Genomic DNA, 25,040 nt, shown 5'->3' with positions numbered 1-25,040 from the left:
ACCCGCATTAAGGTTGCCGCATCGGGGCCTGAATGCTATCCCGCGCGCATGACAACCTCCCCGATTTCGAACGTTCGCAACTTCTCCATCGTCGCCCATATCGACCATGGCAAATCGACGCTGGCCGACCGCCTGATCCAGATCACCGGCGGGTTGCAGGCGCGCGAGATGAAGGAGCAGGTGCTCGATTCGATGGATATCGAGCGCGAGCGCGGCATCACCATCAAGGCGCAGACCGTCCGCCTGCATTACAAGGCCAAGGACGGCAAGGATTACATCTTCAACCTGATGGACACGCCCGGCCACGTCGACTTCGCCTACGAGGTCTCGCGTTCGCTGGCCGCCTGCGAGGGCGCGCTGCTGGTGGTCGACGCCTCACAGGGCGTGGAAGCGCAGACGCTCGCCAACGTCTATCACGCACTCGACGCCAATCTCGAAATTGTGCCGATCCTCAACAAGGTCGATCTGCCCGCGGCAGAACCCGAGCAGGTGAAGAAGCAGATCGAGGACGTCATCGGCATCGACGCCTCAGACGCGTTGATGATCTCGGCAAAAACAGGTCTGGGCGTGCCTGACGTGCTGGAAGCCATCGTGCACCGGCTGCCGCCACCGAAGGGTGACCGCGACGCCACGCTGAAGGCGCTGTTGGTCGATAGCTGGTACGACGTCTATCTCGGCGTCGTCGTCCTCATCCGCGTCGTCGACGGCGTCATGAAGAAGGGCCAGCGCGTCCGCATGATGGGCACCAACGCCGCCTATGATGTCGAGCGCGTCGGCTACTTCACGCCGAAGATGGTCAATGTGGACGAACTCGGTCCCGGCGAGATCGGCTTCATTACGGCCGCCATCAAGGAAGTCGCCGATACCCGCGTCGGCGACACCATCACCGACGATCGCAAGCCGGTCACCGACATGTTGCCGGGCTTCAAGCCCGCGATCCCCGTGGTGTTCTGCGGGTTGTTCCCGGTCGATGCCGACGACTTCGAGACGCTGCGCGCCGCCATGGGCAAGCTGCGGCTGAACGACGCGTCATTCTCCTTCGAAATGGAAACCTCGGCTGCGCTGGGCTTCGGCTTCCGCTGCGGCTTTCTCGGTCTGCTGCATCTGGAAATCATCCAGGAGCGCCTGAGCCGCGAGTTCGATCTCAACCTGATCGCGACCGCGCCAAGCGTGATCTACAAGATGCACCTCACCGATGGCGAGGAGATCGAGATCCACAATCCGATCGACATGCCGGACGTGGTGAAGATCGCCGAGATCCAGGAGCCGTGGATCGAAGCCACGATCCTGACGCCCGATGAATATCTCGGCAGCGTGCTGAAGCTCTGTCAGGAACGCCGCGGCAATCAGAAAGAACTCACTTACGTGGGCGCCCGCGCGATGGTGAAATACGAGCTGCCGCTCAACGAAGTGGTGTTCGATTTCTACGATCGCCTGAAATCGATCTCGAAGGGCTACGCCTCGTTCGACTATCATCTGACCGACTACAAGGCCGCCGATCTCGTCAAGATGCAGATCCTGGTCAATGCCGAGCCGGTCGACGCGCTGTCGATGCTCGTGCATCGCACCCGCGCCGAAGGCCGTGGCCGCGCCATGGTCGAGAAGATGAAGGAACTGATCCCACCGCACATGTTCGTCATCCCGATCCAGGCGGCGATCGGCGGCAAGGTGATTGCCCGCGAAACCGTCCGCGCGCTGCGCAAGGACGTGACCGCGAAGTGCTATGGCGGTGATATCAGCCGCAAGCGCAAACTTCTGGAGAAGCAGAAGGAAGGTAAGAAGAAGATGCGGCAGTTCGGCAAGGTCGACATCCCGCAGGAAGCGTTTATTGCGGCGCTGAAGGTGGATAGCTGAGGATCAACCGCCCGCCGTTCTGACCAGAGGTACCGCATATGACTGCGATACGGGATGCGAACAGAACGGCGAAGCGACCTCCCCAAGGCTTTTCAGATCCAGCTGTCAAAGCAGCATTCGACCAGCATCCGCCGGCGATCAAGGCCAGGCTCTTGGCGCTCCGGCAACTGATCTTCGAGACCGCCGCGGGGATCGAAGGCGTAGGCCCGCTCGAAGAGACGCTGAAGTGGAATCAGCCGAGTTATCTCACGGCGGCAACCGGAAGCGGCAGCACCATCCGGATCGACCGGATCAAGGACACCAACCGGTACGCGATCTACTTCAACTGCAATACCAATCTGGTTGAAACGTTTCGCTCGCTGTATCCCGAAGGCCTGAACTACGGCGGTAACCGAAGCATCATCCTCAGCCTCGACGACGACCCTCCCGAAATCGCTCTGCGCCATTGCGTCGGACTGGCGCTCACCTATCACCGAAGCAAACGCAAGCCGTGCTCATAGGCACCGCGAGATTGAGCGGATTCTGCCACGACGCTTGCCGTTTCGCGGCTTTTCGGCGCTTCCGCTTGCGGCTGAAAATGAACGGATCCGCCAATTGCGACGACCCATTCCCGATGAGTGGAAATTGCATTCCAGAGATCTGTCCCGACAATCTCGCACGCCGCTATGACACGGCGCGCGGATGGTTCGTCGATGCACTGTCTATTGCCGCAGCCGCACTGGCCGTATTCCACTACAATCCAGACGGTGTGATTGCCACGATCGTCGTCTTCATTGGGGCCTACGCCGTCGCGCATTATCTCGGGGACGTGATCTGGCTAACCAGCCTTACCTGGCTCTTGTGGCTCACTATGCTGATCTATGCCTGCACCTTCTTCTATACTTTCAGCCACCTCCCGCTGCTCACCGCTTTGCTCCTGACCATGTTCCTTCCGGGAATTGCGCAAGCCTATGTGATTTGGGATTTGTGGCCCGCGACAAGCCATCCGCTACCCCTGTTCTGTGTGGCCTGGCTCATCCTGCTGGCGATCTGCATTTTTGAACCAACGACGTTCAGCCGGCTGAGCTCCTTCGTCAAAGCAAGACGCGGCCGGAGCTAGCCGCCGGTCTAATTTTCCGCCCACCGCAATGCGGCAGATTTCTGCGACCAAACATCCCCCACGCCGCCCTTGCCTCCCCGCCCTTCGCCCCTCATGCTGCGTCCCACGACGCCGAAAACGGCGCGTATGAAAATTTGGGGAGGATTGAATGATCGCGCACCGCACGGTTGCGGCTACGACGTTTGCTGTTTCGCTGCTTTTTGGCGCTTCCGCGCTGGCCCAGCAGGCCAACACGCTTCCGCTCAAGATCGGCGTGCTCGCCGACTTCGCCTCGGTCTATGCCGACATCGGCGGCCAGGGCAATGTCGAGGCAGCGAAGATCGCCATCGAGGAATTCGGCGGCAAGATGTTCGACAAGCCGATCGAACTGGTCACCGCCGATGCGCTGAACAAAGCCGACGTCGCCGCCACCATCTCGCGCAAATGGTATGAGGCCGAGAATGTCGACATGATCATCGACATGCCGACATCGGCCACTGCGCTGGCCGGCATGGAGATGTCGAAGCAGTTCGAGAAGATCATGATCGTCACCGACGCCGCGTCGTCGGACATCACCGGCAAGTCGTGCTCGCCATATACCGCGCACTGGACCTACGACACCTACGGCAACGCTCACACCGTCGGCAGCGCCATAGTCAAGCAGGGCGGCGACTCCTGGTACTTCATCACAGCGGACTATCTGTTCGGTCATTCCATCGAACGTGACACCGGCGACGTGGTGCGCGCCGCGGGCGGCAAGGTGGTCGGCAGCGCCAAGCATCCGCTGAACACGGCGGACTTCTCGTCCTTCCTGCTGCAGGCACAATCGTCCAAGGCCAAGATCATCGGCATGGCCAATGGCGGTGGCGACACCATCAACACCATCAAGCAGGCGTCGGAATTCGGCATCGTCGCCGGCGGCCAGAAGCTCGCAGGCATCGTGATGTTCATCTCCGACATCCACTCGCTCGGCCTGAAGATGGCGCAGGGGCTGATCATCACCGAGGCCTATTACTGGGATCTCAACGATCGCACCCGCGCCTTCGGCAAGAAGTTCTTCGACAAGATGAAGCGGATGCCGACCATGAACCAGGCGGCGACCTACAGCGCGACTCTGCACTATCTCAAATCGGTGCAGGCCGCAGGTACCCGCGCCACCAAGCCGGTGCTGGCGAAGATGCGCGAGATGCCGGTGCGCGACGCCTTCACCGATAACGGCGTCCTGCGCGAGGACGGCCGCATGGTGCACAGCATGTTCCTGCTCGAAGTGAAGAAGCCGGAAGAATCCAAGGCGCCGTGGGATTACTACAAGGTGCTCGCGGAGGTCCCCGGCGATCAGGTGTTCCGTCCGATGAAGGACGGCGGCTGCCAGTATGTGAAGCAGTAACCGCTGACGAGTTCGATCGCCCGGCCCGCCGGGCGGTCGACCCACCACAGGCCAACCGGTCGATGGAGCACGTCAATTCTTCATCGGATTTTGAACGAGGACGCCAGTTTCCGGCTTCGCCACCGGAGCCCTCAACCAGAACAGCGCCAGGAACGCGAGCGACGTCAGCCCGCCTGTGAGCGCCAGCGCGACGCGCGGGCCACCGTGATCCAGCACAAGGCCGAACAGCAGCGGCGCTGCACCCTGCAGGATGCGCGCCGGCGCGGCCAGCCAGCCGGTTCGCATGCCGTATCCGACGGCGCCAAACATGGCCAGCGGAAGCGTCCCGCGCGCGATCGTGAACAGGCCATTGCCGGCGCCGTGCAGAAGGGCGAATGGCAGCGCGACTGGCGCTCCGAACAGGATCAGCAATCCGGCGCCGACGGGATGCAGGCCCGCGGCCAGGCGTGCGGATATCATCGCCGACGCATGTCGTAGCAGACCGAATTCCCCGATCCGGGCCGCGACTTGCGCAGGTCCCATCAAAGCCCCGGCGAGCACGGCCTGCGCCGGGGTGGCGCCGAGCGCTTCCAGCAGGCGCGGCATGTGCGCGGCAAATGCGGTGGTGACAAACCAGGTCGCACCAAAGACGCCCGCCAGAACGATCATCGCCCATGGAATGCCTGATGTGGGGACGGCAGGCTCATCCAGATGCGCATGCGGCGGCGCCTTCGGAACGAGAAAGCGGTTGAGCGGCAGACCGATGACGATGTGCAACGCGGCCCATGCGAAGCAGGCGCCACGCCAGCCGAAGGCATCGATCATCGCGGCACTGAGGGGCCAGCCGATGGTACTCGCAAAGCCGGCGAACAGGGTGATGCCGGTGATCGCACTGCGGGCCTGTCGTCCCCACAATCCCGCAACCGTCGCAAACGCAGCCTCATACAGGCCGAAACCCATGCCGGCGCCGATGACCAGCCAGGCCAGGGCAAGCGTGATCGGTCCCGTTGCAACCGCAAGCAAGGCTAGCCCCGCCGCAAACATCAGATTGGTGCCGACAAGCACGTCCCGGCCACCGCTGCGGTCGATCATGCGGCCGGCGAGCGGCCCGAGCAAACCCGACACCAGCAGCGCCACGGAGAACATGGCGAAGAACCAAGTCCTGGACAGATGCAGGTCGTCGCAAATGGGATTCGCGAATACGGCCGGAACATAGTAGCTGGAAGCCCATGCCAGTGTCTGCGTCGTACCGAGCGCGGATACGACTTGCCAACGAACGACTGCCACCTCAGTTCACAGCTCCCCGCTCGTACCAGTCCCGTGTCGCCTTCACGATGTGAACCACGGAGAGCATCACCGGCACCTCGATCAGAACGCCGACGACCGTTGCCAGTGCTGCGCCCGATTGAAAGCCGAACAGTGCGATCGCTGCGGCCACGGCGAGCTCGAAGAAGTTCGATGCGCCGATCAGGGCGGAAGGACCGGCCACGCACCAGGCGACGCCGAGGCGGCGGTTGAGCCAGTAGGCGAGACCGGCATTGAAATAGACCTGGATCAGGATCGGGACGGCAAGCAGCGCAATGACCATCGGTTGCCGGGTGATCTGCTCGCCCTGCAGGCCGAACAACAGCACTAGGGTCAACAGGAGCGCGATCAGCGATACCGGACCGAGTAGCGACAGCGCCTGCGATAACGCCGCCTCGCCTCCCCTCGCCAACAATGCGCGCCGCCAGAGTTGCGCGATCGCCACAGGCACGATGATGTAGAGCAGGACGGACAACAGCAACGTGCCCCAAGGCACGGTGATGGATGACAGTCCGAGCAGAAGGCCAACGATCGGCGCGAAGGCAACCACCATGATGGTATCGTTGAGCGCGACCTGTCCCAGCGTGAAATTTGGCTCGCCATCGACCAGGTTCGACCAGACAAACACCATCGCCGTACAAGGCGCAGCGGCAAGCAGAATCAGACCGGCCGTATAGCTATCGATCTGGTCCGCGGGCAGATACGGCCTGAACAGATGGCCGATGAACAGCCAGGCGAGAAGCGCCATCGAGAACGGCTTCACCAGCCAGTTGATTCCGACGGTCGCGGCAATGCCGCGCCAGTGTGCGCCAACGTGACCGAGCGCTCCGAGGTCCACCTTGAGCAGCATGGGAATGATCATCAGCCAGACGAGGACAGCCACCGGCAGATTGACCTGTGCAATCTCCGCCGAGCCCAGCGCATGGAAAACGGCCGGCATCCATCGGCCCAGCAGAATGCCGACGACGATGCAGAGACCGACCCAGATCGTGAGATAGCGCTCGAACAAGCCCATCGCCGGAGCGGAAACCGGCCTGCCAATGACTTCACTGGTCATGACGTTGTCCTGCGATCCGCTGGCCGCTCGCATCCACGACCCGGTCGCCATCCTCTTTCGAGAACGCTCCAAGCTGCGGAGTGGGCATGATGTCCAGAACCGCTTCAGATGGCCGGCAGATCCTCACGCCGAGCACCGAGACCACGATCGGGCGGTTCATCAGAACCGGATGGGCTTCGATGGCGTCGAGCAACTGCGCGTCGGTCAGACTGGCGTCGGAGAGGCCCAGCTCGGCATAGGGCGTTCCCTTCTCGCGCAGGACGTCGCGCACCGACATGCCGGCGCGCGCGAGCAACTGAACGAGCATGACCCGCGACGGCGGTGTCTTCAGATACTCGATGATGTGTGGCTCGATGCCGGCATTGCGGATCATGGCCAGCGTGTTGCGCGAGGTGCCGCAATCCGGGTTGTGATAGATGATGACGTCGACGCTATCAGGCACGTGACAGCTCCTTGCCATCCGACATGCATGCGGACGCCGTGGCCGGCATACAGATGTCGGGATGACCCGCGCAGCAATCCCGCATCAGAAACTGGATGAGGCCCGACAGCGCGTCGTAATCGGCGGTGTAGACAATCGAGCGGGCCTCCCGCTTCGCGCTGGCAAGGCCAGCCTGGGTCAGCTCCTTCAGATGGAAGGACACATTCGAGGCCGACACGCCTGCCGCCTCCGCGATGGCGCCGGCCGGCATCCCGGCGGGACCGGCCTGCACGAGCAGGCGCACGATGCGAAGTCGCGTCTCCTGCGACAGGGCTGCGAAAGCCGACAGGGCTTGACGTTCTTCCATATTTCAATAATCCTAAAAATATCGAATCATGGAGTAACATCGATGCTGAACCTTGCCAAGCCGGAAATTCCGACTTCGCCGCAGATCGCCGCCGACGACATCAGCATCGGGGCGCTCCTCGCCGCCTGCGACGCGGCACCGGCATTGCCTTTGGTGTTCACCTATGGCGGTCACAGCATTCAGCCGGGCTACCACATCACCGAAGTCAAGGCGGGCGCCTTTTCCGCGCTTGATTGCGGCGGCAATCCCGAAGCGTGGTCGGAGATCTTCGTGCAGCTGTGGGACATCGTCGAAGGCGACCGGACCCATATGACCGCCGGAAAGTTCGCGGCCATCATCCGGAAAGTCTCCGACCATGTCGCTCTCGATGCCAATGCGCGGCTGACCTTCGAAGTGAGCGATGGCGTCGCGCCGATGCAACTACACTGCGCGGATACCCCGCACATACAGGGCGACGTTCTCACGGTGACGCTTGCCCCGCGTCCGGCGAGTTGCAAGCCACGCGACCGCTGGCTGGAGGCGCAGAAGGAAGCCAGTGCATGCTGCGCGCCGGTATCGTCCAAAAGCACGTGCTGCCGGTAGACGCCGCGGTTCAGACCGGAGACCTGTGACGATCGTACGCGGTAGAGCCCACAATCATCATCCTTTGCCGCTCGCTATCGTTGCGCTGCGTCGATCCGCGAGGCGACCAGTCTCTTTTGGCAAAGCTCATGGCGAGGAGCCGGGATGCGCAGACGCCTGGGCTTGCGACAGCAACCACGCCCGGAATGCCTGCAGCAAAGGATTCCCGGCTTTCTCCTCCGGGCAGGCGAAATAGTACGAGCCGACGCTTTTCAGGGTCAGGCTCGACAACACCTTCAATTTGCCCGACCTGAGTTGGTCGGAAATCAGGAATTCGGGAAGCAGGGCAACACCAAGACCCGAGCTTGCCGCGCTTATCAAAGTGGACTGGATATCGAAACGCGGCCCGCGGATCACATTCGTGCCGCCGAGCTCCGCAGCATCGAACCAGCGACGCCATGCATCGGCGCGAGTGACGAGATGCAGAAGCCGCAGCTCGGCGACCTCGCTCGGCGGCAATTCGCCGCGCCTGCCGATCAGCGTCGGCGATCCGACCGGCAGAAGAATTTCATCGAACAGATAGTCGGCCTGCGTGCCCGGCCAGTCCGGTTCGCCGAAGTACAGCGCGCCATCGAGCGCGGTCTCGCTGAAGAAGAAGCGCGTGTTGCGCGCGCTCACATTGACGGCGACGCCGGGATGGCGCGCATAGAAGTCCGGCAGGCGCGGAATGAGCCACTGGGCGCCGACAGTGGGCAGCGCCGCGACGTCCAGAACCATGCCGTCGGCCTCATAGCCCATGATCTCGAGCGCATCGCGCTCGATCCGCTCGATCGTCTGCGCCACGCGGGTGCTGTAGGCCGCCCCTGCCCGCGTCAACGTGATGCGTTTCTTGATCCGATGAAACAGTTTCACGCCGAGCTGCGTCTCCAGCTGCGCAATCTGGCGCGACACCGCACTTTCGGTCAGCGCGAGTTCGCTGGCGGCACGCGTGACGCTGAGGTGTTTGGCAGCCGCGCTGAACGCCATCAGCGCGCCGAGGCTCGGTATTCTGCGGCGCATAGTTCATTCCAAAAACGCAAGATGTCCGCAGATTAAATTGTTTGCACGCCTAAGCACAAGGCAACAATCTCCCCGCGGATGACAAAAGTCATGGCGGGCGGCGACCTCTGGCGAGGTCACGCCCCGGCAACGGTCTCAAGACATGCAGACTGCAGCGCGGTGCCCCGCACAGGTGCTTCGGTCATCAACTTCAAGGAGCACATCAGTGGCAGTCAACAAATTGCATGACGAATTCCACACGCTCGACATGGAGAGCGGCTGGCAATTGCCCGAGGGCTACGATCCCGCGTCGGGCGCGCTGGAGAAGATCCTGTCCGGATCGCTCGATACCGCGAACAAACGCGGCAGCCGGACGCGATTGCTGAAGTTCCCTCCGGGTCTCTTCACCACACAGCAGATCGTTCACGACCACTGGGAAGAAGTCTTTCTCGTCTCCGGCGACCTGATCGTTGGCAATGACGAGAACGGGCAAGGCGGCACGCCGTTCGCCGGCTACACCTACGCCGTCAGACCGCCAGGCGCGTGGCATGGTCCGTTCAAATCCGAGGGCGGCTGCCTGCTTCTCGAAATGCACTACTACGATCCCGCCTGAGAGCCACAGAGATGATGACGGCAGCCTCTTAGAGGGGCCGCCGATCAGAGCCGATGCTCCCTGAAATCCCCGCAAGAGGTCTTGATATGAGTAATGCGAAGCTTCCCGTCATCATCGCCGGTGCAGGGCCGGTCGGCATGGTGGCTGCCGCAGATCTGGTGCGACAGAACATTCCGGTTCTGGTGCTCGAGAAGAACGACGCGCTGAGCAGCGAGTCGCGCGCATCGACGTTCCATCCGCCCACGCTGGACATGCTCGACGATCTCGGTTTCGCCAGCACGTTGATTGCACAGGGGCTGAAGGCACCGACGGTCCAGTACAGCTCGTCCGAAGACGGTGCGCTCGGAACATTCGATTTCGCGGCGATCTCCGATCTGGTGCGGCATCCGTTCCGTCTGCAAGCCGAGCAATTCAAGCTCACACGCATCATTCTGGACGCCCTGTCCGGCAATCCGCTGTTCTCGATCGCGTTCGGCAGCGAGGTTAAATCGGTCGAGCAGACCAGCGATACCGTCAAGGTGGTGGTCACGGCCAACGGCCACGACACCACGCATGAATGCGCCTGGCTGATCGGCGCCGATGGTGCGAACAGCATCGTCCGCCGCAGCCAGGATATGGAATTCGAGGGCTTCACCTGGCCCGAGCGTTTCCTGGTGATGACGACACCGGTCGATTTCACCGCGCTTCGGCCGGGCGTCTCGTCGGTCAGCTATGTCGCCGATCCCGAACGCTGGTACTTCCTTCTGCGTATCCTCGGCGCATGGCGCGTGATGATGCCGGTGGCCGCGGAAACATCCGATGAGGAAGCACTGTCCGAAGCCTATGTGACGGCGTCGATCCGGCGGATCGTTCCCGCAGAGCTGGACGCCCCCATCCTCCACACGACGCTCTATCGTGTGCACCAGCGCGTGGCCGCGAATTTCCAGAAAGGCCGCACGTTTCTGGCCGGTGACGCCGCCCATATCAACAACCCGCTCGGCGGCATGGGCATGAATGGCGGCATTCATGATGCATTGAACCTGACCGCGAAGCTGGGTCCGGTCATCAACGGCGCGGCTGATGAGAGCATTCTTGCCGATTACGATCTGCAGCGCCGGACGGTCACGATGCAGGCCATTCAGGGCGACACCATCCGCAACAAGAAGAACCTCGAAGCGAAAGACGAAGCCGATCGTGCGCGTTTCCGCGACGACATTCGCGCAGCAGCCGCCGATCCGGAAAAGGCACGAGCGCTATTGCGCCGGATCGCGATGCTCGACTCGCTTGAGCGGGCCGGTGCGTTGCATGTGGCTGAGCACCACCCGGGGTGATCAGCAACTCTCTCTGAGACGATGTCGACGGCAACCGGTCACTCGGCTGGATAAGAACCGCGGCAGTGGAAGCGCCAGTAAGCCTGGAGGAGCCAACACCATGGTTCCCAAGATGTCATGCAGGAGTTTCAGAATGCCAAGCAAGGATTTACGGATGAAGTGGACGACGTTTCTTCTGGCGGCGCTGGTAGCGCCTGTCGCCTTGGGCGTGCCCGGCGCGGCAGCGGCCGGCTTTCCGGAAAAAATGATCACAATCGTGGTCCCTTATCCGGCTGGAAGCACGGCGGACGCGATTCCACGACTAGTGGCTCCGCTGATGTCGAAGTCGCTCGGCGTCACCGTGATCATCGAGAACCGCGGCGGCGCCAACGGCTCGATCGGGGCGGCTCGCGTCGCCGCTTCGCCGGCGGATGGCTATACGATTCTGCTCGCGACAACCGGCATGATGGCGATCAATCCGTGGATCTATGAAAAGCCCGCCTATAATTCCGAAAAGGATTTCGCGCCCATCACCAATGGCGCTTCGACGCCGAACATCCTGGTCGTCAATCCGTCGGTCAAGGCGAACTCGCTGAAGGAACTGGTGGCGCTGGCCAAGGCCGAGCCGGGCAAGCTGACATTTGCGTCAGCCGGTATCGGCAGCACGAGCCATCTGTGCGGCGAGACGCTGAAGGTGCTCGAAGGCATCGATGCCGTCCACATCCCGTATCAGGGCGCAGCTCCGGCACTTCAGGATGTCATCGGTGGTCAGGTGTCCATGATGTGCGATAATCTGTCGAACACGGTCCAGCAGGTACAAAGCGGAGCGCTGAGGCCCATCGTCGTGACCGCGCCTGAACCAAGCAAACAGCTGCCCAATGTGCCGACGTCACCGCAGGCAGGCTATCCCGATCTCCTCGCGGGCAACTGGTACGGCTTTGTCGCTCCATCGGCGACCCCCAAGGACGTGATTGAGAAGCTCAACACATCGATCGTGGAGGCGTTGCGAGATTCAACTGTTTCGGCTCGCCTGGAAGGCCTTGGTTTGACCGTGATCGCGGACAAGCCCGATCAGTTCGGAGCTGTTATCGCCAAGGATTCTGCGCGGATGGAAAATATCGTGAAGCGCTCGAAAGCGAAGATTTCCAACTAGGGAATCTTCCGCATACGGGACGATCCGGGCCATGCCAAGACTTTAGTCCTAGATCGGTGTATTGCCGCTGAAGCCTGTTCGGTGGCAGCAGCGGCCCGGCTTTCGGGCGCCCTAGTGCCACGGCGGCCATGCTGATCCAAAGCGCCGGCATGGACTGGATCGTTCGCCTTCCCGGGCGATGGCAGCTTGTGGGGGGGCGAAGTTTCAATCGGGCAAGAGTCCCAGATTGGCCGCCAGCAGTACGAGTGCTTCCATAATCATATGGGAGCACAGTTGCGCGGCCATCCCGTTGACGTCCTGTGGCGGACTGACCGTGTTGAAGTCCATCGCGACAATGTTCAGGCCTGACAGACTGCGCAACAGTTCGATTCCTTCGCGGGCCGTGAGACCGCCCCACGCCGGCGTGCAGACGCCCGGGGCTACGGAGGGATCGAACACGTCCATGTCCCAGCACAGATAGACCGGCCGCCCAGCGACCGTGTCACTGAACTCCGCAACAGTCTGCGCGAAGCCGCGGCGCATCAGGTCCTCGATGGTGATGACGCGGAAGCCGAGCCCGCGGGTGTGTTCCAGCACGCCGGAGCAATAGGTGAAGCCGCGAACGCCGATGTGCCAGGACGACGAGGCGTCCACCAGGCCTTCCTGCGCCGCATTGGTGAACTGTGTCGCTGCGTTGTAGCGATCGTCCGGCGTATAGGGATAGGCATCAGTGTGACTGTCGATGTGCAGCGCGACCAGACCCTTGTGCTTTCGCGCTGCGGCCCGCATCAGCGGCAGGGAGACCGAGCCATCGCCGCCGATGCCGATGGGTACCGCGCCGGTCTCGACAATGCGCGCGGCCGCCGCCTCAATCCGCACGAACGCGTCGTCGATGCGACCGGGCACCAGCGCGACGTCGCCGGCATCGACCGCGCCGAGCAGCGACAACACGTCGACATCGGCGAGCGAAGGATGATAGCGGCGAATGAGCCGCGACTCGCGGCGCACTTCCAGTGGCCCCTGCCGAGCACCGACCCGGAACGGATGCGTGCCGCAATCGAACGGCACGCCAAGAATCGCCGCTCGGCATCCCGGCTGCGGCAGGCCTGCGGGCAAGCCCATGAAGGTTTCCGGACCGATGAACTCTGCCGCTTCGCTCATGTGCCACTCGCTTCTTTCGTTAGAAAATCAAAAGCCGTCAGCGCGTGCACGCGGGAGACGATGCCCAATTCGGAGATATCCGCATATTCGTCAGGCGCGCCCATATTGTAGGGTGTCGGGCCGTAAACAACGGTAGGGATGCCTGCCATTCGAAACCAGCGCGAGTCCGAGCCGCCGACGCGCATGTTCACCGCCGGTGCCATTCCCATCACGTCGGCTGCGGCCCTTGCGCAATGACGTATAAGCTCGTTGTCCGGGCTGGTGTAATTCGGCTCGAAGCAGCGCAATACGTTCCATGTGATGCCAGGCAGATCGAGCCCCTGTTTCAGGCTGGCAAGAACGGTCTTTGCTGTCACACCCACCGGCAGACGGATATCGACCGCGGCATGCGCGGTGGACGGCACCAGATTGGGCGACGTGCCGCCCGATACAACGCCGATATTGGCCGTGACGGCCGACAGTACGTCCGCTTCGCCGGCTCCGCAAAGTGGCTCGGAGATGGCTTTGGCGTCGGCAATTGCTTTGCGGACCTGGTCCGGCATGTCGACTGGCAGATCGCGCAAGGCGCTCACGCGATCCAGAGCAACACGCAATCGGTCGAGCGCGTTCATGCCGAGATGCACATGGGCGCCATGGGCCGCCTTACCCTTCGCAGTGATATCGATCCAGATGAATCCCTTCTCGCCGAAGCGCGCCACCATCGGCGATCCGGCATCGCCGATGATCGTCGCGGCACCGCTGACGTGAGGGACCCGATCGAGCAGAAGCTTGGTCCCGAGCGGACCCATCGTCTCTTCGTCGCCCGCCAATGTCAGCACGGCTTCGCCGCTCCAATGAGCGCGCTGTTCGGCCAATGCAGCCATCGCAACAATGGATGCCGCGATGCCTCCTTTCATATCGGCGGCGCCGCGGCCATAGAGGCGGCCGTCCCGCACCTCGCCGGCCGGATTGACCGACCACTGCGCCAGCGTGCCGACCGGATAGGTGTCGAGATGGCCATTAAACACGACGCGGCGGCCGGGGCCCGCGCCGCGCACGCGCGCAACCACGTTGACGATTTCGGATGAACCGGGATGCAGCTCGATCTCGGCGCCAGGTACATGCGTCCGGATCAGATCTGCGGCGAGGGCTGCAACCACGCGCGTGTCACCGTTCGGATTTGGCGAGGGCGTGGCAATCAACGGCAGCGCCAGATCGATCACTTGCCCGACGCGGTCACGCGCAACCGCATGGCGGGCTTCATCAACGCTTGGCAAGGCGTGCCTCCCAGATCCGGATCGAATGGGTCAGCGGCCAGCAGATCACGAAATAGATCAGCCCGATGAAGGTGAAGATCTCCAGTGGACGGAAGGTCGATGACGACAGCTCCATGCCGCGCCGCGTCACTTCACTGACCGAGATCACGGAAGCCAGCGAGGAATACTTGATGAGCTGCACGAAGTTTGCCGCCAGCGGAGGCAGCACGCTGCGAATGGCCTGTGGTCCGACGATTCGCACGAAGCTTTGCAGCAGCGTGAGACCGAGAACCTGCGCAGCCTCGCGATGGCCGACAGGAACGGTCGCGATACCGGCCCGGAAGACCTCGGAGATGAACACCGCAGAATACAGCGAAAGGCCGAGGATCGACGCAGACAACGCGTCGATCTGGATATTGAACACGATCGGCAGCACGTAATAGACCCAGAGCAACTGCACCAGGATGGGTGTGTTGCGGATGATCTCACCCACGGTCAGAGCCGCGATCCGCGCAATGCGAAACCGCGACATCTGCATGAGTGCGATCACCAGCCCAAGCACGGTTGCCACAATCAGCGTGACGACCGACAAAAAAAGGGTCATCTCGATGCCGTCGGCGAGAAAACCAAAATTCCTCGGGATGACGTCCCAGCGAAAGCTGTAGCTCTGCATTGGATGGCCTTATGGCGCGACGATCGGGCCGAGCTTGTTCTTCTCGGCGGCGGCCTTCAGCCGTCCATCGAGCTTGATATTCTGGACGAACAGATTCATGTAGTTCAGCCAGATCTGGTCGCCCTGGTTCATCACATAGGCATAGGGCGTGACGGACAGTGGCTCCGGCGGCGCCAGCGTCATCGACCAGTCGAACTGGGCATTCATCTTGGTCGATGCCGGGTAATCGGTGGCGATGGCATCGACGCGATGCGCCATCAACTCGGCCTGCGTGGTGTTCGGTGGCGCGATGGCGACCAGCTTGGCGTTCTTCAGATAGCCGCGCATGAACGGCTCGATGTAGCTGCCGAGGGGCACCGCGATATTGACGCCGGGCTTGTCGAGATCAGCCCAGGTCTTCACCTTGCCGTCCTTGTAGGCCACAACGTAAACGCCGCTGATCAGATAGGGCTGCGTGAAGGCGACGGCCTGCGCGCGCTTCATAGTGGCGCCGACGCCGAACATGCCGAGGTCGCATTTGTTAGCCTGCAGATCGGCAATGAAAGTGCTGAACGAGGTCTCGACATATTCTAGCTTGGCACCGAGATCCTTAGCGAGTTCTTCCGACAGGTCGATATCGATGCCTTCGAGCTTGCCGGTATCGGGATTACGCAGCGAGATCGCATAATAATTCGGCCATATGCAGACCTTGAGCTTGCCGCTCTTGGTGATCTCGTAGAGATGCGACTGCAGTTGTTGGGCGCTGGCCTGATAGGCCGTCAGTGACGAGAGCGCCAATGTAGCGACGAGTGTCAGAAGCCTTTTCATGGTCATCAATCCTCAAAATGCGTCAGGAAACGCCTGGCTCGTTCGGTGGTGGGGTTCTCAAAGAAAAACGATGGAATGCCCTGCTCGACGATCATGCCTTCGTCCATAAAGACGACGCGACTGGCGACGCGGCGCGCAAAGCCCATTTCATGCGTGACGACGAGCATCGTCATGCCTTCGAGCGCCAGCGTGCGCATCACCTGCAGCACCTCGCGACGCAATTCCGGATCGAGCGCGGATGTCGGCTCATCAAACAGTAGAATCTTGGGCTGCATGGCCAGCGCCCGGGCGATCGCGACGCGCTGTTGCTGTCCGCCGGACAACCGGGCCGGATAGCTATCGCGCTTCGCTGCCAGGCCGACTTTTTCCAGTAGAGCTTCCGCGATGGCGATGGCCTCGTCACGGCCAAGGCCACGCACCCGCATCGGCGCCTCGATGATGTTCTGCAGCACCGTCATATGCGGCCACAGATTGAACTGCTGGAACACCATCCCGATTTCAGGCCGCACCTTCTTGGCGGAGGCGCGCACGCTGGATGACAGCTCCGCTTGCGCCACCGTCATGCCATCCATCAGGATGCGTCCGTCGGAAGGAGCCTCCAGCAATGCCATGCAGCGCAACAGCGTCGTCTTGCCCGAGCCGCTGGGCCCGATGATGCAGGTCGATTCACCCGAGCCCAAGGCCAGGTCCACGCCGCGCAGGACGGTGTTGGCACCGAATTGCTTCACTACCGCCTCGGCAACCAGCAACGGCTCGGCCCCTGCAATTGGCGAACTGATTTCATTCATGTCGGCGGCACTCCAAACAATGACGCCAATCCATAAGCAAATCTGATGCCAGATATGAATTTTACGCGCCGCGACGCCTTGATCGTTATTTTTACCGTCAAATTTCAGCAAATAATGTATAGGTAAAGATTATGGATTTGAGGCTTATCGAGATTTTCAACGCGGTCATGCAGCATCGGTCAGTCACCGAGGCCGCGCGCACGCTCGGCGTCTCGCAGCCGGCCGTCAGCGCAGCGCTTAAGCGCCTGGAGCAGAATGTCGGCTTCGTGCTGTTTCGGCGCGAAAGCCGACACATCGTGCCAACAGTCGAAGCCCAACTGCTGCAGCAAGAAGCCCTTCATGCCCTTGCAGGATTTGCCGAATTGGAGGATGCGGCTGCGGGCATCTCCGCCGGCCAGCGCGGCGTCCTGACGGTCGCGAGCAGCCCTGGCCCCGGCATCGTCTGGCTCCCGGAAATCATCAGCCGCTTCCGACGGGACCGCCCCGACACCAAAATCAGATTGCTCACCCGCAGCTCGGACAATGTCCGCAGTCTGGTGTCATCGCGGGCCTTCGACGTCGGCATTGCCGAACCGCCGTTCGACCGGACGAACACGGTGCTGAAGCGCTACCGCTTCGCGTTGCAATGTGTGTTGCCCGCGACCCACGCACTGACTGCCCATGAAACACTCACCCCCGACCTGCTCGAGGGGAGCGACCTCATCATTACCTCGGGGAGCCGAACGTCTTACGCGGCAATTTCGCGCGCCTTCGAGGCCAGCAATACGCCGTTTCACCCCGCCATCGAATGCGAGTTCTTTGCCATTGCACTCAATCTCGTCATCGCGGGTGCCGGCATCTGCCTGGTGGATGCCCTCAGCATTTCCGACACGCTGAGACGGATCGGCGATACCAGCGCGCTGGTCATCCGGCCCTTTTCGCCGTCAGTTTTCTACGAAGTGGGCCTGCTGAAGCCCAATCTCGGTGAACTCAGCGTGCTTGCCAAACAGTTCGCGAAACTGCTCGATGACTACACGGCGCCACACGTTGCCCAATCCTGAATGAGACTACAGCCACCTTTCACGCCGGCTGCGCATTAAGGTCCGCTTTACGCCGCGAAGGGGCATTCGCGTGGCCTAAAGGCCGGCGACTTGGATCGCTCTGCTGCAGGGCCCTTGGCATAATTGACTTTAATCCTAGATCGGTGTATTGTCGCTGAAGCCTGATCGGTTGCTGCGTGCTCATGACACACAGCATCGATCAGACTGCAGCGGCGACCCGGTCATCCGGGCAGCTGCTGGTGGAGCGCCGGGAGGCGCAGCGTTCGCTCGGCGGGCTTCGCACCCCCACCGATGTCGTAACGCGCGCGTCTTCCCTGCGGGACTCGCAATCCCGCCGGTGCTGACGTGCGGGCCGGCCCTCGCAAGGCCAGCCTCAAGGGGTCTCGCAAACCCCTGGCGCCTCCCGGCGCTCCATTCTCGCAATGGGAAACGGGATGAAGGGTCGTCCGCGCCCTCGCCAAGCGGAGATCGGCGCGTGCCTTATGCGACCTGCGCGCGGACGGACAGTTCCGCATCCGGCGCAGCAATGGCCTGAGCGCGCAGCAGCTCGACAATCTCCTCATTCGGCCGCGCCCGGCTGAACAGGAAGCCCTGCCCTTCATGGCAGCCTTCGCTGCGCAGGCAGGCGAGTTCGGATTCTGTCTCGACGCCTTCCGCCGTGATGGTGACACCGAGGCCCATGCCAAGGCTGATGATCGAGCGCACGATGGCCTGCGCATCGCGATTGGAGCCGAGATCACGCACGAAGGACTGGTCGATCTTGATCTTGTCGAACGGAAAGCTTCTGAGATAGCTCAACGACGAATAGCCGGTGCCGAAATCATCCATGGATATGCGAACGCCGAGCGCGCGCAGCGCGTGCAGGGTCGCTAGCACCTGATTGCTCTTTTCCAGCAGCAGCGTCTCGGTGATTTCAAGCTCAAGCCGCCGCGGCGGCAATCCGGAATGCTTCAGCGCATCCATCACCACCGAGAGCAGATTGCCGACGCGGAACTGCAGCGGCGACAGGTTGACTGCGACGCGCACTTCATCGGGCCAGCGCGCGGCCTCGTTGCAGGCGCGGCGCAGGATCTGCGTGCCGAGCGCATTGATCAGGCCGGTGTCTTCTGCCACCGGGATGAAATCCGCCGGCGAGATCATGCCGCGCTCCGCATGCGGCCAGCGCACCAGCGCCTCGCAGCCGGTGATGCGGCCGGTCTTGAGATCGATCAGCGGCTGATAGAATGGCCGGAGCTGATCATCCTGAATGGCGGAGCGCAGATCGATCTCGATCTTGCGGCGCGCCTGCGCGCGAGCGTCCATGCCGGACTCGAAGAAGCTGAAGGTGCCGCGCGAGTCGTTCTTGGCGCGCGACAGCGCCATGTCGGCGTTCTTGAGCAATCGCTCGGATTCGTCGCCATCGCTCGGCGCCATCGCGATGCCGATGCTGGCGCCGATGACCACCGAATGACCGTCGAGCAGATAGGTCTCACCGACGGCGTCGAGCAGCCGGCGCGCCAGCAGCACGACATCCTCGGGACGGTTGATGCCGGTCTGGATGATGGCGAATTCGTCGGAATTCAGCCGCGCCAGCGCGTCTTCCTCGCGCAATGACGACCGCAACCGCCGCGCCACGCCGCGCAGCAGCTTGTCGCCGATACCATGGCCGAGCGTGTCGTTGACGCCCTTGAAGTTGTCGAGGCCGAGAAACAGCACCGCGACCTTCTCGCCGGTGCGCCGCGTATGTGCGAGGACCTCGTCGAGACGCTGGCGCAGCAGGTTGCGATTCGGCAGGCCGGTGAGGCCATCATGATGCGACATGAAAGCCAGCCGCATCTCAGCACGCTTGCGCTCCGTGATATCCATCAGCGCCAGCATCACGGCTGGCTCCTCGTTGTAGACGAGGTGCCGCGAATAGATCGCCAGATCGATCAGCGAGCCGTCGGCCTTGACGTGTTTCCAGGTTCGCGCGGCCTGCTCGTCATTGGCGTGATCGCCGACCCAGGGCGGGGCGGCCTCGAAGGCCTGCAACTGGCGGATGGTGAGCTTCTCGAACTCCGGACGCGTGTAACCGTAATGTTCGATCGCAGCGTCGTTGACGCTGAGGATGCGTTCGTCATCGAGCGCACAGACGATCATCGGCACCGGATTGCTCTCGAACAGCAGGCGGAACGACGCCTCGCGCTGTTTCAGCTCGGTGATGTCGACGCGCAGACCGATGACACCGCCGTCTTCGGTGAGCCGCTCTTCGATCAGGACGACGCGGCCGTCGGCCAGCACCTGTTCGTGGCGCTCACCTGGATGGAACAGCTTGGCGACGCGTTCCGCGATCCATTCGTCCTCGCGGCCGATGGCTTCAGGATAGTCGCCGCGCTCGACACCGACGCGAATCGTGTCCTGCAGACGCGCACCCGGCACGAACTGATCCGAGCTGCGGTTGTAGATTTCCGCGTACTTTTTGTTCCAGAGGATGTAGCGCCCATCGGAATCGAGAAACACGATGCCTTGCGGCAGGATGTCGATCGCCTCGCGCAGACGCTCGTGGGATTTACGCGCTTCCGCGATCGCCGCCTCGGCCTGGGCACGCTGGCGCACGATCTCGCGAATGGGACCGCTGACAAGACCCTTTTTCGGCGCCAGCTTCGGCGCAGCCGCAATCGCCCGGCTCGGCCGGGTGATCCGAGACGCCAGTCCGGCTTTCGCTTTCTTTTTCGCTTCGGGCCGGAACTTCGGCATCAATGATCCACTCGCAACGCGCGTGTGACAATATGTGCAAGAAGTGTCTGAAAAAACGGTATCAATGCCCGTTCACAGCAACCGATTACCGTCTGAACTGCGCGCCTGTACACATCCCATGCCTTCACAACAGGCAAAAGCCGTGGGCCTATGGTTACCCATGTCTGGATGTTACCGGGTCACGCGCGATCATCCCCGCCAAGTGAGAGACGCAAGCGGCTCGAAACGCTGATAAAACGACTGAGCCGGTCGCAACGGGAGGACCAGCAAACCCAAACGCAAAAAAAAGCGCCAGCGTCAGACATGGTTACCCGCGCATTAAAATCATGCGTGCCGCAGGTCACTCACCTCATCGACAGCTTCAGCTATAGTCGCGGCATGAGCCTTCGCCTGATTCTCAGCCTCATATTCCTGCCCGCCGTCATTGCTTCAACGCCGCTGGCGTTGGCGCAAACCAAAGGCAGCGTCGATCTGAAACCGCTGCCGCCGCTGGCCAATCCGAACGACCCGGCCATCGGCGCCAAAGAACTATTCGGCCGCAAGGTGCTGCCGACGAAATCGCCGGTGCGCGTGGTCGGCTTCTACGCCAAGGGCTGCATCGCAGGTGCCGAAGCGCTGCCGATCAACGGGCCGACCTGGCAGGTGATGCGGCTATCGCGCAACCGCAACTGGGCGCATCCGCAACTCGTCGAGCTGCTGGAGCGGCTATCGGTCAAGGCTAACAAGAACGCCGGCTGGCCAGGCATCCTGGTCGGTGACATGTCGCAGCCGCGCGGCGGCCCGATGATCACAGGCCATGCCAGCCATCAGGTCGGGCTTGATGCCGATATCTGGCTGACGCCGATGCCGAACCGCCAGCTCTCGCGCAACGAGCGCGAGGAGATGTCGGCGGTGATGATGGTGCGGCACGACCGGCTCGACATCGATCCGACTACCTGGACGCCGTCCCATCTGCCGGTGATCCGCGCCGCGGCGGTGGAGCCCAGCGTGGAGCGCATCTTCGTCAACGCCGCCATCAAGAAGGCGCTGTGCCGCGAGGCCAAAGGCGACCGCAGCTGGCTGTCGAAGGTGCGGCCGATGTACGGCCATGATTATCATTTCCATGTCCGCATCAAATGCCCGGTCGGCAGTGCCGAATGCGAAGCCCAGCCACCGCCGACTGATTCCGAGGGCTGCAGCGCCGGCGATCTGGCTTACTGGTTCAGCGATGCCGTACTGCATCCGAAACCGCCGCCGGTTCCGCCCAAGCCGAAGCCGCCGATGACGCTCGCAGAAATGCCGGCTGCGTGCCGACAGGTTCTGACGGCACCGTGATCGGCCGACTGGCTATCGCATTGTCGTGAAACCGGGTTAGAACACGCCATCGTTGTGCCGTAAGCCGACGATCAACAACGGACGCCCCTCCCGCACTCCTTCCATATCAGCCGCGGCTGTCAGCTGCCCGGCCCAATCCTGCGAGATCCAACATGCGCATCAGTGCACGCAACCAGATCAAGGGTACCGTCCTCGAAGTGACCAAGGGCGCGACCACCTCGCATGTCCGCGTCGACATCGGCGGCGGCCAGGTCGTGACCTCGTCGATCACCAACGAAGCCGTTGACGATCTGGCGCTCAAGGCCGGCGGCAAATGCATCGTCGTGGTGAAAGCCTCCGACGTCATGATCGCGGTGGATTGATTATGTATGCGCGTCTGATTGTCGCGCTCATACTGCTCGGTTCGGCGCCTGCATGGGCTGCCGAGCCCAGCGGCTGTGACAAGTTCAAGTGGCCGATCGACAAGGAGCGCGCCGCACTGACGGCGCAAGATCGCCTCAAGATTGCCTCTGGCGCCGACCTCGCAATTCCCGCCGCAGCGATCCTTGATTTGAAGACACCCGCTGAGGCGAAGCTGCCGACGTCTCCAGAGCGAAAGCCGAAAGACGGCACATTTGCAGGCTTTGCGCGCTTCCAGAAGGCGCCGAAGGCTGGCACATACACCGTCAGCCTGTCGGCGGCGGCGTGGGTCGACGTGGTCCAGGATGGCGAAATCCTGAAGCCGATGGAGTTCAGCGGCGCGACCGACTGCGCCGGCATCCGCAAGACCATGAAGTACGATCTTGCGGCAGGTCCGTTTGTGATCCAGGTCAGCGGCGTGACTGAAAACACCATCAGCTTGGCCGTGCTGCCGTCCGAGTGACGGCAGCCTTAGAGGCCTCCGCGCCCAAGGGCCTTTACCCCCTTGGCCAGCCTGATATTATTCCCCAGCGATATCCCTGCGGACCGTAAGTCCTCGGGATTGCCGGAACGGCGCTTCCGCCTGTCGCATGTCCCACCCAACCAACGCCTGAGTTGCGCGCACTTTGCGCTGTGCTCACGCATGGAGCGCCACATGAACCGTTTTGCCGGACTTTTCGCTGCGTTCTCGATCCTGCTCGGATCGACCTTCACGCCTGCCCATGCGCAGGACAAAACCCTCACCGTGTTCGCCGCAGCGTCGATGAAGAACGCGCTCGACGAGCTCGATGCCGCCTACACTGCCAAGACCGGCGTGAAGATCACCGCCAGCTATGCTGCAAGCTCGGCGCTCGCCAAGCAGATCGAACAGGGCGCGCCGGCCGACGTCTTCGTGTCCGCCGACACCGACTGGATGGACTACGCCATCGGCAAAAAGAACATCAACGTCGCCACGCGCACCGACCTGCTCGGCAACAGCATCGTGCTGATCGCCGCAAAGGACGCCAAGCTCGACAACGTCACCATCGGTCAAGGCTTCGATCTCGCCAAGCTCGCCGGTGACGGCAAGATCGCCACCGGCGATGTGAAGTCGGTCCCGGTCGGCAAATACGCAAAGGCCGCGCTTGAGAAGCTCGGCAGCTGGACCGCCGCCGAGTCGAAATTCGCCATGGCCGAGAGCGTGCGCGCTGCGCTGATGCTGGTCTCACGCGGTGAAGCTCCGCTTGGCATCGTCTATGCGACCGATGCCAAGATCGATCCGGGCGTGAAGATCATCGGCACCTTCCCCTCGGACTCGCACCCGGCGATCATCTATCCGGTCGCGGCGACCACCACCGCGAAGACCGAAGCTGCCGACTACCTGACCTTCCTGAGGTCATCGGCCGCAAAGACGGTTCTTGAGAAGTACGGCTTCACGTTCTTGGTCAAGCCGACGTCCTGACACGTGTCCGACATCTCCCCTGAAGAATGGACGGCGATCCTGCTTTCAGTCAGGGTCGCCGTGATCGCGACATTGATCTCGACGCCGATTGGAATCGGCGTCGCTTGGCTGCTCGCGCGGCGTGATTTCTGGGGCAAGCCGATCATCGACGCCATAATCTATCTGCCGCTGGTGCTGCCGCCCGTCGTCACCGGCTATCTGCTGCTGCTGCTGCTCGGCAAACGCGGCCTTCTCGGCGCCTGGCTCGCCGAACATCTCGGCATCGTCTTCGCCTTTCGCTGGACGGGTGCCGCGCTTGCATGCGGCGTGATGTCGTTCCCTCTGCTTGTGCGGCCGATCCGGCTCTCGATTGAAGCGGTTGACCGGCGGCTCGAACAGGCGTCGAGCACGCTCGGCGCATCGCCTTGGAAGGTGTTTGCGACCGTGACCCTGCCGCTGGCGCTGCCCGGCGTCCTGGCCGGCATGGTGCTCGGCTTTGCCAAGGCCATCGGAGAATTCGGCGCCACCATTACTTTCGTTTCAAACATTCCCGGCGAGACCCAGACGATTTCCTCCGCGATCTACTCGTTGATCCAGACGCCCGACGGTGACGCGGCAGCCTCACGTCTGGTGATGATCTCCATCGGCATCGCTGTGCTGGCGCTTATCGCTTCGGAATGGTTCGCGCGCCGCGCGACGCAACGGCTGCACGGAAACTGATCGTGCTGCGCGTTGATGTGTTCAAACAACTCGGCGAATTTTCAGTCGACGTCGCCTTCACCAGCGAAGGCCGCGTGACGGGCCTGTTCGGCTCCTCAGGTGCGGGCAAGACCTCGCTGGTCAGCATGATTGCCGGCCTCGTGCAGCCGGATCGCGGCATCATCGCCGTGGATAGTGACGTGCTCTATGACGGCAGCGCGCGCATCCACGTCCCGCCGCATCGGCGCCGCATCGGCTACGTGTTTCAGGATGCGCGACTGTTTCCGCATCTGAGCGTCGCACAGAACCTCGATTACGGTCGCCGGATGAACCGTCTGACACGCGATCCCGCTGAGGAAACACGCATTACAGAGATGCTTGATATCGGACATCTGCTTGATCGCCGTCCCGGCGGCCTCTCGGGCGGCGAACGCCAGCGCGTCGCGCTGGGACGTGCGCTACTATCGCAACCGCGGCTGCTACTGCTCGACGAACCGATGGGTGCGCTCGACGAGGAGCGGAAGGCGGAGATCCTGCCCTACCTCAAGCGGCTGCGCGATGCAGGCGATGTGCCGATGGTCTTCGTCAGTCACGATGCCGACGAGATGCGGCAACTGGCGACGCAGGTCGTGATGCTGAAGCGCGGCCGTGTCGCGGCCTTCGGTGGCACCGAGATCCTGCCGCGTATCATCCCGGCAGCCTGAGCCA

26 protein-coding genes are annotated in these 25,040 nt (G+C 62.3%); 15 read left to right on the top strand and 11 right to left on the bottom strand.

The window, feature by feature from the left end:
* Positions 1-48 precede the first annotated feature (48 nt).
* From lepA to AB8A50_RS24310, 4 genes are all read left to right on the top strand, one after another.
* On the top strand, positions 49-1,854 hold the full coding sequence (gene lepA / locus AB8A50_RS24325) for a translation elongation factor 4 (RefSeq protein WP_439079173.1): 1,806 nt from the start codon (positions 49-51) through the stop codon (positions 1,852-1,854).
* Positions 1,855-2,006: 152 nt separating this feature from the next.
* Positions 2,007-2,354 carry a DUF1801 domain-containing protein gene (locus AB8A50_RS24320; RefSeq protein ID WP_244558204.1) on the top strand — a complete coding sequence of 116 codons (348 nt, stop codon included), beginning with the start codon at positions 2,007-2,009 and terminating at the stop codon, positions 2,352-2,354.
* Between the two features lie 65 nt (positions 2,355-2,419).
* On the top strand, positions 2,420-2,953 hold the full coding sequence (locus tag AB8A50_RS24315; RefSeq protein WP_439079172.1) for a hypothetical protein: 534 nt from the start codon (positions 2,420-2,422) through the stop codon (positions 2,951-2,953).
* 148 nt (positions 2,954-3,101) lie between these two features.
* Positions 3,102-4,319 carry an ABC transporter substrate-binding protein gene (locus AB8A50_RS24310; protein ID WP_089262875.1) on the top strand — a complete coding sequence of 406 codons (1,218 nt, stop codon included), beginning with the start codon at positions 3,102-3,104 and terminating at the stop codon, positions 4,317-4,319.
* Between the two features lie 72 nt (positions 4,320-4,391).
* Here AB8A50_RS24310 and AB8A50_RS24305 read toward each other — a convergent pair whose 3' ends face one another.
* The 4 genes from AB8A50_RS24305 to AB8A50_RS24290 are packed head-to-tail and all read right to left on the bottom strand — an operon-like array spanning position 4,392 to position 7,448.
* Positions 4,392-5,585 (bottom strand): MFS transporter, encoded by a 1,194-nt coding sequence (locus tag AB8A50_RS24305; RefSeq protein ID WP_439079171.1) that lies wholly within the window; start codon positions 5,583-5,585, stop codon positions 4,392-4,394.
* 1 nt (position 5,586) lies between these two features.
* Positions 5,587-6,618: an ACR3 family arsenite efflux transporter gene (arsB, locus tag AB8A50_RS24300; RefSeq protein WP_439080028.1), complete on the bottom strand. Its 1,032-nt coding sequence runs from the start codon at positions 6,616-6,618 to the stop codon at positions 5,587-5,589.
* 31 nt (positions 6,619-6,649) lie between these two features.
* Complete coding sequence (gene arsC / locus AB8A50_RS24295) at positions 6,650-7,102, bottom strand: arsenate reductase (glutaredoxin) (protein WP_439079170.1); 453 nt, start codon at positions 7,100-7,102, stop codon at positions 6,650-6,652.
* Complete coding sequence (locus AB8A50_RS24290; RefSeq protein ID WP_439057006.1) at positions 7,095-7,448, bottom strand: ArsR/SmtB family transcription factor; 354 nt, start codon at positions 7,446-7,448, stop codon at positions 7,095-7,097. Before AB8A50_RS24290 ends, arsC begins: the two co-directional genes overlap by 8 nt.
* A gap of 42 nt (positions 7,449-7,490) precedes the next feature.
* Here AB8A50_RS24290 and AB8A50_RS24285 point away from each other — a divergent pair, with 42 nt between their 5' ends.
* Positions 7,491-8,030, top strand: a complete 540-nt coding sequence (locus AB8A50_RS24285; protein ID WP_439079169.1) for a DUF6428 family protein — start codon at positions 7,491-7,493, stop codon at positions 8,028-8,030.
* Positions 8,031-8,156: 126 nt separating this feature from the next.
* Here AB8A50_RS24285 and AB8A50_RS24280 read toward each other — a convergent pair whose 3' ends face one another.
* The gene (locus AB8A50_RS24280; protein ID WP_439079168.1) at positions 8,157-9,068 is read right to left on the bottom strand and encodes a LysR substrate-binding domain-containing protein; all 912 of its coding nucleotides are present in this window, start codon (positions 9,066-9,068) and stop codon (positions 8,157-8,159) included.
* 205 nt (positions 9,069-9,273) lie between these two features.
* Here AB8A50_RS24280 and AB8A50_RS24275 point away from each other — a divergent pair, with 205 nt between their 5' ends.
* The 3 genes from AB8A50_RS24275 (at position 9,274) to AB8A50_RS24265 (ending at position 12,102) form a co-directional block, all read left to right on the top strand.
* Complete coding sequence (locus tag AB8A50_RS24275; protein ID WP_068733870.1) at positions 9,274-9,660, top strand: cupin; 387 nt, start codon at positions 9,274-9,276, stop codon at positions 9,658-9,660.
* Between the two features lie 86 nt (positions 9,661-9,746).
* Entirely contained in the window at positions 9,747-10,970 is a 1,224-nt protein-coding gene (locus AB8A50_RS24270) for an FAD-dependent oxidoreductase (protein ID WP_439079167.1), read from the top strand.
* 154 nt (positions 10,971-11,124) lie between these two features.
* Entirely contained in the window at positions 11,125-12,102 is a 978-nt protein-coding gene (locus tag AB8A50_RS24265) for a Bug family tripartite tricarboxylate transporter substrate binding protein (protein ID WP_176454493.1), read from the top strand.
* Between the two features lie 204 nt (positions 12,103-12,306).
* Here the strand turns inward: AB8A50_RS24265 and AB8A50_RS24260 are convergent, their stop codons facing one another.
* Genes AB8A50_RS24260 through AB8A50_RS24240 form a run of 5 tightly spaced genes read right to left on the bottom strand, consistent with a single transcriptional unit; the run spans position 12,307 to position 16,745 of the window.
* A complete protein-coding gene (locus AB8A50_RS24260) occupies positions 12,307-13,242 on the bottom strand; it encodes an arginase family protein (protein ID WP_439079166.1) in 936 nt (311 codons plus the stop codon).
* The gene (locus tag AB8A50_RS24255) at positions 13,239-14,498 is read right to left on the bottom strand and encodes a M20/M25/M40 family metallo-hydrolase (protein ID WP_439079165.1); all 1,260 of its coding nucleotides are present in this window, start codon (positions 14,496-14,498) and stop codon (positions 13,239-13,241) included. Before AB8A50_RS24255 ends, AB8A50_RS24260 begins: the two co-directional genes overlap by 4 nt.
* Entirely contained in the window at positions 14,485-15,150 is a 666-nt protein-coding gene (locus tag AB8A50_RS24250; protein ID WP_439079164.1) for an amino acid ABC transporter permease, read from the bottom strand. Before AB8A50_RS24250 ends, AB8A50_RS24255 begins: the two co-directional genes overlap by 14 nt.
* A gap of 9 nt (positions 15,151-15,159) precedes the next feature.
* On the bottom strand, positions 15,160-15,957 hold the full coding sequence (locus AB8A50_RS24245; RefSeq protein WP_439079163.1) for an ABC transporter substrate-binding protein: 798 nt from the start codon (positions 15,955-15,957) through the stop codon (positions 15,160-15,162).
* 5 nt (positions 15,958-15,962) lie between these two features.
* Positions 15,963-16,745, bottom strand: coding sequence for an amino acid ABC transporter ATP-binding protein (locus AB8A50_RS24240; RefSeq protein ID WP_439080027.1), 783 nt, complete (start codon positions 16,743-16,745; stop codon positions 15,963-15,965).
* 131 nt (positions 16,746-16,876) lie between these two features.
* On the opposite strand from AB8A50_RS24240, the gene AB8A50_RS24235 reads away from it, so the two are divergent.
* On the top strand, positions 16,877-17,785 hold the full coding sequence (locus AB8A50_RS24235) for a LysR family transcriptional regulator (protein WP_439079162.1): 909 nt from the start codon (positions 16,877-16,879) through the stop codon (positions 17,783-17,785).
* A gap of 480 nt (positions 17,786-18,265) precedes the next feature.
* Here the strand turns inward: AB8A50_RS24235 and AB8A50_RS24230 are convergent, their stop codons facing one another.
* Complete coding sequence (locus tag AB8A50_RS24230) at positions 18,266-20,500, bottom strand: putative bifunctional diguanylate cyclase/phosphodiesterase (RefSeq protein ID WP_092140036.1); 2,235 nt, start codon at positions 20,498-20,500, stop codon at positions 18,266-18,268.
* Positions 20,501-20,878: 378 nt separating this feature from the next.
* Here AB8A50_RS24230 and mepA point away from each other — a divergent pair, with 378 nt between their 5' ends.
* The 6 genes from mepA to modC all read left to right on the top strand — a co-directional run bounded on the left by mepA (position 20,879) and on the right by modC (position 25,036).
* Positions 20,879-21,814, top strand: coding sequence for a penicillin-insensitive murein endopeptidase (gene mepA / locus AB8A50_RS24225; RefSeq protein WP_439079161.1), 936 nt, complete (start codon positions 20,879-20,881; stop codon positions 21,812-21,814).
* Between the two features lie 152 nt (positions 21,815-21,966).
* Positions 21,967-22,176 (top strand): TOBE domain-containing protein, encoded by a 210-nt coding sequence (locus AB8A50_RS24220; protein ID WP_089262895.1) that lies wholly within the window; start codon positions 21,967-21,969, stop codon positions 22,174-22,176.
* 2 nt (positions 22,177-22,178) lie between these two features.
* Positions 22,179-22,676 carry a hypothetical protein gene (locus tag AB8A50_RS24215; protein WP_231078305.1) on the top strand — a complete coding sequence of 166 codons (498 nt, stop codon included), beginning with the start codon at positions 22,179-22,181 and terminating at the stop codon, positions 22,674-22,676.
* Positions 22,677-22,868: 192 nt separating this feature from the next.
* Positions 22,869-23,654: a molybdate ABC transporter substrate-binding protein gene (gene modA / locus AB8A50_RS24210; RefSeq protein ID WP_439079160.1), complete on the top strand. Its 786-nt coding sequence runs from the start codon at positions 22,869-22,871 to the stop codon at positions 23,652-23,654.
* 3 nt (positions 23,655-23,657) lie between these two features.
* Positions 23,658-24,353: a molybdate ABC transporter permease subunit gene (modB, locus tag AB8A50_RS24205; protein WP_068733848.1), complete on the top strand. Its 696-nt coding sequence runs from the start codon at positions 23,658-23,660 to the stop codon at positions 24,351-24,353.
* Between the two features lie 2 nt (positions 24,354-24,355).
* A complete protein-coding gene (modC, locus tag AB8A50_RS24200; protein ID WP_068733910.1) occupies positions 24,356-25,036 on the top strand; it encodes a molybdenum ABC transporter ATP-binding protein in 681 nt (226 codons plus the stop codon).
* Positions 25,037-25,040 lie beyond the last annotated feature (4 nt).

This window comes from Tardiphaga sp. 841_E9_N1_2, from assembly GCF_051811065.1.
GTDB classification, from domain to species: domain Bacteria; phylum Pseudomonadota; class Alphaproteobacteria; order Rhizobiales; family Xanthobacteraceae; genus Tardiphaga; species Tardiphaga robiniae.
This window is presented reverse-complemented; position numbering and strand designations above follow the sequence as displayed.